The following is a 7,466-nucleotide window of genomic DNA, read 5'->3' as shown; positions in this document are numbered from 1 at the left end:
TGCTCTTCCGATCTCTGGTGGACCTGCGCGCCAAGGGCATCACCGGCAAGGAAGCCGAGGCTGTGCTGGGCCAGGCCCACATGACGATCAACAAGAACGCCATCCCCAACGACCCGGAAAAGCCCATGGTCACCAGCGGCGTGCGCATTGGCACCCCGGCCATGACCACGCGCGGCTTCAAGGACGAGGAGGCGCGCCTGACGGCCAACCTGATCGCCGACGTGCTGGACAATCCGCGCGACGAAGCCAACATCGGCGCCGTGCGCGAGAAGGTCAACGCGCTGACGGCGCGCTTCCCGGTCTACAAATGATGCCCCCACGCTCCGCCGCTGCGCGGGTCGCTGCCCCCCGAGGGGGCGCGAATCCGGCTTGGGGCGGCCCGACGCCGGATTCCTTCGGTCTAAACCTATGAAGTGCCCGTTCTGCGGTCATCTGGAAACCCAGGTTGTCGAGACCCGGGTTTCCGAGGACGCGGACTTCATTCGCCGCCGGCGGCAGTGCGGCCACTGTGAAAAGCGCTTCACCACCTACGAGCGGCCGGAGGTCAGCTTTCCGGCGGTGGTGAAGAAGGACGGCCGGCGCGTGGACTACGTGCCGGCCAAGCTGCGCGCCTCGTTCACCCTGGCCCTGCGCAAGCGCCCGGTCAGCACCGAGCAGGTCGACGCCGCCATCGAGCGCATCGAGGAAAAGCTGCTCAACCTGGGAGTCCGCGAGGTCCCCTCCACCCGCCTGGGCGAGATGGTCATGCGCGAGCTGAAGAAACTCGACAAGGTGGCGTACATCCGCTTTGCCAGCGTCTATCGCAGCTTCGAGGACATCGACGAGTTCCGGGCGCTGGTCGACGAAGTGCGGCGCTGAGGGCGAGCCGCCAAGCGGTGGCGATCTCGCGGGCAGCCAGTCGCGCCCCCGGTAACCGCTGGCTTCAATCGCAGGATCCGGACGGCCCTCGCTCCAGCCTGGGCCGGCCATGGCTGTTGATGACGATCTTGTACGCCACCCCCCCGCCCGCGGACCCGGGGCATAGGGTCAGGGTTCCGGCCTGGAAAGCGCCGTTCACCATTTTGGTCTGCCCCAGCGGGTGGTAGGCCACATAGCGTGCCACCGGGCTGTTGCCCCTGAACCGCCAGCCATGCGGCGGCGCCGACGCTTCGCGGATGGTCTCTTCCCCCGGATCGAGCCGGGCGTTGTCGTTGGTATCCGCGAACAGCAACCAGCCACTTTCCCAGCCCCCTTCCCCGCACACCGGGCCGGCCCGCGCGCACAGAACCGCGGGCGCACCACGCCGTATCGCCTCGCTGCGGGCCAGTTGCAGATCGGACAGAAATGCGCCGGCCAGAGCCGAGGCCCTGATGTTGTGCACCCACTGCGCCATGGCGGGCACCGCCCAGCCCAGGACAATGGCCATGATGGTCAGCACCACGGCCAGCTCCACCAGGGTCACCCCCCGCTCGGATGCGCTTGTGCTCATGCCCGATTCCTTCCCTGAAGACCATCCGGCACCGGCGTCACCAGCACGCCCGGCCATCCGTCCCCTGCATGGGGGTCTTCGCCCCGGTGTGACGGATGCCGAGCGTTCCACAGGGATCAGCGGACTGCGGCCCTTGCGGGCGCGCCTGCACCCAATAGCCTTGCCCGTCCTCGATGGCGGCACCGGTGATGAGATAGCGCGCGACGCCGGTGCCGGGGCTTTGGGTCATGGCCAGCGCGTCCGGGCCGGAGAACGCGCCATCCGCGGCCGCGTAGTGGTGCCGGTTGGCGTAGCGTCGCTCGAGCGTTTGTGCGATTTCCATCAGCTGTGCCTGCGCCTCGGCCCGCGCCGCGCGCCTGATGGAATCTGCGTACGAGGGGTAGGCCAGCGCGGCCAGAATGCCGATGCAGGCAAGCACCACCAGCAGTTCGATCAGGGTGAATCCTGCACCCCGGTGGCCCGACCAGGCCCCGTGGCAGCATGGGGACGTGTGATATCTCATCGCAATTGGCGCCAGGACAGCCGCCCGCCAGGGCCGGCGGTGTTGCGGATCTCGATCGGTGTCTCACCATCCACGTCGTACCCAAGGTCCACACCGGCGGCGGCACCGATGTCACCCGTGACCCGGAAACCGACTGGCCGCGGCGCCCACCTGCCCTGCACGCCGCTGACGCGGGTTCCGCCCTCGCTGTTCACATCCGGCGCATGACGGGCACCCAACCCGATCGCCGGTTGCGCGCCCCGGCCACCGTTGCGGAGATCCACGGCCATGAGGAAACCCCGGGCACTGCCACCATCTGGCCCGCGCCTTGGGATACGGGTGACGAACAGGACCGTCTCGTGCCAGGATCCGGACGGGAAGACCGGCTTGTCCAGCACGCGCTCGCCAGGGCCCGGCAGCTCCAGCCGCCAGCCCCTGTCGGCCACTGCCAGGCCATGGTTGGCGAGTTGCCGCAAGCTGCCCGCGGGCCACACGACACCGTCAATCGTCTGCGGCACGACGTTCGCTGACATCACCTGTTCGCGCAGATGGCTTCGAGAGACATCGACCGCGGGCTCATCGTGGTGGTCAAACACCCCGTAGAGGGTTTGCACCTGCCGCGCGGCCGTGGCATCGCCCTGCGCATCGCGCAGGCTGCCGGTACCCAGGGTCACCACGATGTCCCGCCCCGAACCGGGCCGGGCCGCCAGCGCCGGTTCGGCGCTGATGGGCTGTGGCCGACCTTGCGCATCGGTCGCCGAGAACAGGCGCTGTGCGCGGGGTGCCTCACCGTCGCCGGGTACCAGGAACCGCCACAGGTTGCCCAATTGATCACCGGCATACAGGCGGTGCAATGCCTGGTCGTTCACCGGCCAGTCGGTCACGGCCACCGGCCCCAGACCGTTGGGCGCCTGCGCATCGCCCACCCCGGTATCCACCAGGTACAGCAGGCGTCCCGACCGCAGATCGACGACGAACAGCTTGGCCCGGTGGCCGGCACTGTACAGCCCGTTGCCGAACACCACCACCCAGCGGCCGCCGGGCAGGCGTACCACCTTGGGCCGGGTGATGCCATAGCCCACATCCCGGCACGCCGTACTGCCCTGCAGCCCCGCCGGGTCGGCCCGGCAGGCGACATCGCTGTAACGGAACTCCCACAGGACGCTGGAGGACTGGAAATGCTCGGGATCGGTCACATCGAGTGCGAACACCGTCCGCCCTCCGGTCCCCATCGCGCCCGCCAGCACCGTGCGACGCGGGCCGCCCTCATCGACATCGGCCACCTCCACCGCACCGGCGACATGGAGCCAGTGGGTGTCATCGGGCCGCGTCAGCGCGTTGATCGGGGCATGCGCCCCGCCCGCCGCCGACAGCAGTTCGCTGGGCACGTAGGCAAACAGCTCATCACCCCCGTGCGGGCTGGCAGCGCCCGCGCTGGTGCCGGCATGAAAGGCATGCAGCATCCCGCCAGGGCCACCCGCATACACCACGTCCGGTCGCTGCCGCTGGCCCGGGCGGGTAGCGCCAGGCAATGTCTCGCCGCCTGGCGCACGGCGGTCGCCAGGGACGAAGCGCAGTGGCGCGCCCACCATGTCGGACAGTGCGGCCTGCTGCGCCGGATCAAGCAGATGGAACTGCAGTGCAACCGCCAGGCCGTCGCTCGTCTGCGTATAGATGACCCGCGACGAGGGGTTTCGGCGCGCCAGCCGCTCCCGCGCATCCCAGACCCGCCGGCCTGGCTGGCCCCGGACATCCAGTGCACTGGCCGTCACGGTACCGGACCCGTCCGCGCTGCCGCGCGAGGCGGCGTACCACAGGCGTCCCAGGCCAGGTACCGTGGCGCCAACCGCCGCGCTGTCGGTGGCCAGCGCCCGGGCATGCTGATGCACCAGCATCTGGCCAGCGATGACCGCCGGTGTGGATGGCTCGGTTGCCAACCCCCACCGCATGCCCGCCCACAGGCAGCACAACACGAGCGTGAACGCGCGGCAGCGGCCCCTGCCTGTTGTGCGGTGATGCTTCATACCCTCCTCCCTGCCTGGCTTGTCCTTCGGCACGCGCCGCCCTCCGGCAGCGCCCGCCCCTCACTCCGGGGGCGCATAGACCGATTGCACGACGACCACACTGGCCGGATGCGTCCCCACGCCCCGTCCCGTCACGGTGTGGACACGGCGCCACTGCACCGGCAACTCGATGCCCACGCGGACCCACCGGGCGGGTCCCACGTGGTAGGCCGGGTCGAGCGCCAGGCCGGGGTGAAAGCCCGGCAAGCTGCCCGTCCGGTCGGTCACCCCGTCCCAGGAGGCGGCGTCCGCCAGTTCATCCGCTACCTCGGCCGGATCGAATGGCCCCTGCTGCTCAGCCGCCAGCAAGGCCGCTTCGGCTGCCTCGAAGGCCAGGTGACGCTCATGCCAGTTGGCCGCCATGCGGTACTGCGCCCCGCTGGATGTGGCGGCCTGCACCCCCAGCAGCGTGAGCGCGAGCAAGATCACCAGGCCCATGATGAGTACCGCACCCCGCTGCCGCCAGGCAGGGACCGCGCCCCCGCCAGCCCGCCGGCGCGCGCGGCGCCCACGGCAAAAAGACGGTGAACGATCTGACATGCGGGCAGACTCCTTTCGTGGGCAGGCGTCAGCGTGCACGGTTGCGCAGCGCCACCGTGGACGCGAACGGGTGAACCACCTCGCCATCGCGCAGCACCAGGGCCAGCCGTACCGCCGCCACGTCGGCCGTGGCACCGGCCGGGTCCGACACATAGCGGCGCACCGGCTGGCCCGGGCCTGCCAGGCCGTACTGGATCTGCAGATCCTCGGCGCCGGAGACGATGGCGGTGCCGTTGCGACGCAACTCGCCACCCTCCACCCGGTATTGCACTTGTTGGTAGCGCATCACCTCGGTGCCGGCAGCGAAGCGACGATGGGCGGTGGCCACCGTCACCATGTCACCGGCCACCGCCTGCACGCGCACCACCTCGGTCTGCACGCAGTCGCTCAGCAGCAGCAAATCGCCGGGTGAAAGCCGGCCGAGCACCTGTGCCGATGCCAGCAGCAGGGTCTGCTCGTCGGGCATGGGCGCTGCCAGCCAGGTGGACTCGGGACTGCCGCCGATGATGGTGATGGCGTCGGACGTGCCGGGGGAATGATCGGTGGCGGCGATGGCGATACCGTCATGGAACAGTGCCGGCGACGGGGGCCTTGCCGACGGCACCGACAGATGGTTCAACAGTGCCGTGTGCCCGCAACCCGCGAACCCCGCCATGCGCACATCGCGCGCCATCAAAGCCAGGGCGATGCGCCCCGCCTCCTGTACCGCTGCCAGCGACTGCTGGTGGCGGTGCGATGCCCGGCTGCTGCTCCAGACCGTCATCAATGCCAGCAGCACCAGCAGCCCCAGGGCCTGGGCCACCATCCATGAAACCAGCGTGACCCCGTCCTGCCGGGCCCTCCCCCGACCGCACCCGGGCCTCATGTGCCGACCCCGGCGCTGAGCACCACACAATCGTGACCGACATCACCCTCCGTCGGCAGGCGGTGCTCGGCCCAATGCACCTCGACCACGAACAAGGGCATGGGGGCTGGCACGGGCGCCACCGCCTGCCCGTTGCCGCAGCGGCCGGCGTACACCACCCCTTCGGCCACGTGCGTGACCGCGCCGTACCCGCCCGGCAGCGCCTGGGCCAGGCAGTTGCGCCACTGGAGGAAGTCGGCGGTGGCCAGTGCGGGTGCCGCCATGCCTGCGGGCAAGGGTTCGCCACAGGCCGGGCCTGCCGAGGCATCGGATCCGCTGCGGCCCTGGGTGAAGGGGCACGACGGGCCCATCGCCGGCCCGGCACAGGCCGGCCCGTGGGCACGCATGCGGTCGAGCACGTCGGCCGCCAGTGCCACACCCTGCGAGCGCAGATAGGCCGCGTGGTTGTGGCGCATGGCGCCATACAGCAAACCGGCCATGCCCAGCAGACCGGTGGACAGCACAACGATCGCGATCAGGACCTCGATCAGGGAAGCACCGCGCTGGTGGCGCGGCGACAACCCCGCAGGAGACAGGCATGTGCATCGCATGCGGCCGATTGAAAATCAAAAGGCCTCATCGAACATCCCCCAAACAGAGATGCAGGCCCCCACACCACCCCCATCATGGGGTGGTGTGGGGGCCTGTCCGATCACCCGTCCGTCAGTTGGTTTCCGGACGGTCGTGGATCAGTTCGCGCCACGACACGCGGCGCGCACGCTTGAGGGCCGCACCGCCGCCGAGGCCGGAGCCATCCTCCACCTCGGTCTTACCGGCGCTCTCGCGCACCAGGATTTTGGGGTCTCCCTCGTCGTTGCGCACCACGGCAAAGCCGACGATCAGGGTTTCGTCGCTGTACTGCTTGCCGTTGGCCTGCCCGCCGGCCAGCCCGAACCGGTACAGCCACGACGACCCGCCCGACTTGCACTGGTCACCTTCCGGCACCGCCGTGGCGACCAGCAAGGTGGTGCCATCCCACTCGGCCGGGATGTTGACGCGCTCGCCCTCGGTCGGGAAATCGGCCCGCCAGCCACCGTCGGTGCTCCAGTCTAGATCGACTGCCGCGCCGCTGGCCGCCGTGCCACTCTTGTTCAGCGTCACGACCTTGAACTTGCCCTTGTTACCGCCATTGCGGATATCGCCCCAACCGGTGTCGTCATCGGGGTCGCGGATGGCCGCGATCGACTGCACCTGTGTGTCATTGATGTCATCGGTGTCCAGGTAACGGCCAGTGGTGACGACCACGATGGGCTTCTGGTAGTACTCGCGCAGCTTGAGCTCGGTGGTGATGGGCTGGCCATTGCCCGCGGCATCCTTCATTTGCGCCAGCAATACCACGGTGCCACCATCTGTCGCGGCCGTGTTGTCGGGTTTGAAGCGCCAGACATTGCCCAGCACGTCGCCACCATAGAAACGCTGCGCGGTGTTGTCGCTCAGGCTCTTCACCCAGACGTTGACCTTGGCCATGCCGTTGCCCGACGCCGTGGTGGCCAGACTCTTCACGATGGCGCCGGTCTGGGCGTTGACCATGAACAGGCGGCCCTTGCCGTCACCCGGCGAGACGTTGTTGTAGCCCGAGCCGAACGCCACCACCCAGGTGCCGTTGTGCTTGGTGATGATGGGGTCGCTGTAGCTCAAGCCCAGGTTGTTGTGGGTGAACTCCCACAGCACCGTGGGATCATCCGGGTCGGTGATGTCCAGCGCGTAGTAGGCACGGCCCCCCTTGTTGAGCCCGCCGACCAGAATGGTGTGCCATTGGTCATCGAAGTACACGTCGCCCTGCACCGTCTTGCCGTCAACGAAATACTGGTGGGGCTTGTTGGCACTGCCATAGCGGGTGTCGGCCAGCTTGTACAGGTTGGGCATCACCGCGGTGGGGATGAAAGCCCACAGTTCCTCGCCCGTGGCGGCATCCAGCGCGTGCAGCATGCCGTCGTTGGCGCCGACATAGACCACCTTTTTGCGGTTCTTTTGTGCCTCCTTGAAGGCGGTGTAGCCGGCGTCGCTGTA

The 7,466-nt window shown here is 68.8% G+C and carries 8 protein-coding genes and 1 pseudogene; 2 read left to right on the top strand and 7 right to left on the bottom strand.

Going from position 1 to position 7,466, the window contains the following annotated elements:
* Together glyA and nrdR are read left to right on the top strand one after the other, a co-directional pair.
* Nucleotides 1-311, top strand: a pseudogene (gene glyA, locus PHQ87_RS12660) (serine hydroxymethyltransferase); the annotation flags it as partial.
* A gap of 97 nt (nt 312-408) precedes the next feature.
* Complete coding sequence (gene nrdR / locus PHQ87_RS12655; protein ID WP_300234856.1) at nt 409-858, top strand: transcriptional regulator NrdR; 450 nt, start codon at nt 409-411, stop codon at nt 856-858.
* A 64-nt stretch (nt 859-922) separates the two neighbouring features.
* Here the strand turns inward: nrdR and PHQ87_RS12650 are convergent, their stop codons facing one another.
* From PHQ87_RS12650 to PHQ87_RS12620, 7 genes are all read right to left on the bottom strand, one after another.
* Nucleotides 923-1,468 carry a GspH/FimT family pseudopilin gene (locus PHQ87_RS12650; RefSeq protein ID WP_300234852.1) on the bottom strand — a complete coding sequence of 182 codons (546 nt, stop codon included), beginning with the start codon at nt 1,466-1,468 and terminating at the stop codon, nt 923-925.
* Nucleotides 1,469-1,505: 37 nt separating this feature from the next.
* Nucleotides 1,506-1,970: a type IV pilin protein gene (locus PHQ87_RS12645; protein ID WP_300234849.1), complete on the bottom strand. Its 465-nt coding sequence runs from the start codon at nt 1,968-1,970 to the stop codon at nt 1,506-1,508.
* Nucleotides 1,967-3,886, bottom strand: a complete 1,920-nt coding sequence (locus PHQ87_RS12640) for a PilC/PilY family type IV pilus protein (protein ID WP_300234847.1) — start codon at nt 3,884-3,886, stop codon at nt 1,967-1,969. Before PHQ87_RS12640 ends, PHQ87_RS12645 begins: the two co-directional genes overlap by 4 nt.
* A gap of 147 nt (nt 3,887-4,033) precedes the next feature.
* On the bottom strand, nt 4,034-4,552 hold the full coding sequence (locus PHQ87_RS12635; RefSeq protein ID WP_300234844.1) for a PilX N-terminal domain-containing pilus assembly protein: 519 nt from the start codon (nt 4,550-4,552) through the stop codon (nt 4,034-4,036).
* A gap of 28 nt (nt 4,553-4,580) precedes the next feature.
* Nucleotides 4,581-5,357: a hypothetical protein gene (locus PHQ87_RS12630; RefSeq protein ID WP_300234841.1), complete on the bottom strand. Its 777-nt coding sequence runs from the start codon at nt 5,355-5,357 to the stop codon at nt 4,581-4,583.
* 56 nt (nt 5,358-5,413) lie between these two features.
* Entirely contained in the window at nt 5,414-6,007 is a 594-nt protein-coding gene (gene pilV / locus PHQ87_RS12625; protein WP_300234838.1) for a type IV pilus modification protein PilV, read from the bottom strand.
* Nucleotides 6,008-6,119: 112 nt separating this feature from the next.
* Nucleotides 6,120-7,466, bottom strand: a 1,347-nt coding sequence (locus PHQ87_RS12620) for a PilC/PilY family type IV pilus protein (RefSeq protein ID WP_300234835.1), incomplete at its 5' end; no start/stop codon positions are given.

The sequence above is a fragment of the Hydrogenophaga sp. genome, assembly GCF_028698005.1.
Taxonomy (GTDB): Bacteria; Pseudomonadota; Gammaproteobacteria; order Burkholderiales; family Burkholderiaceae_C; genus Hydrogenophaga.
This window is presented reverse-complemented; position numbering and strand designations above follow the sequence as displayed.

Excerpts from the sequence above, each read along its gene's own strand:
- nrdR (WP_300234856.1), top strand. The coding sequence starts at position 409 with ATGAAGTGCCCGTTCTGCGGTCATCTGGAAACCCAGGTTGTCGAGACC.
- PHQ87_RS12650 (WP_300234852.1), bottom strand. The coding sequence starts at position 1,468 with ATGAGCACAAGCGCATCCGAGCGGGGGGTGACCCTGGTGGAGCTGGCC.
- PHQ87_RS12645 (WP_300234849.1), bottom strand. The coding sequence starts at position 1,970 with ATGAGATATCACACGTCCCCATGCTGCCACGGGGCCTGGTCGGGCCAC.
- PHQ87_RS12635 (WP_300234844.1), bottom strand. The coding sequence starts at position 4,552 with ATGTCAGATCGTTCACCGTCTTTTTGCCGTGGGCGCCGCGCGCGCCGG.
- PHQ87_RS12630 (WP_300234841.1), bottom strand. The coding sequence starts at position 5,357 with ATGGTGGCCCAGGCCCTGGGGCTGCTGGTGCTGCTGGCATTGATGACG.
- pilV (WP_300234838.1), bottom strand. The coding sequence starts at position 6,007 with ATGCGATGCACATGCCTGTCTCCTGCGGGGTTGTCGCCGCGCCACCAG.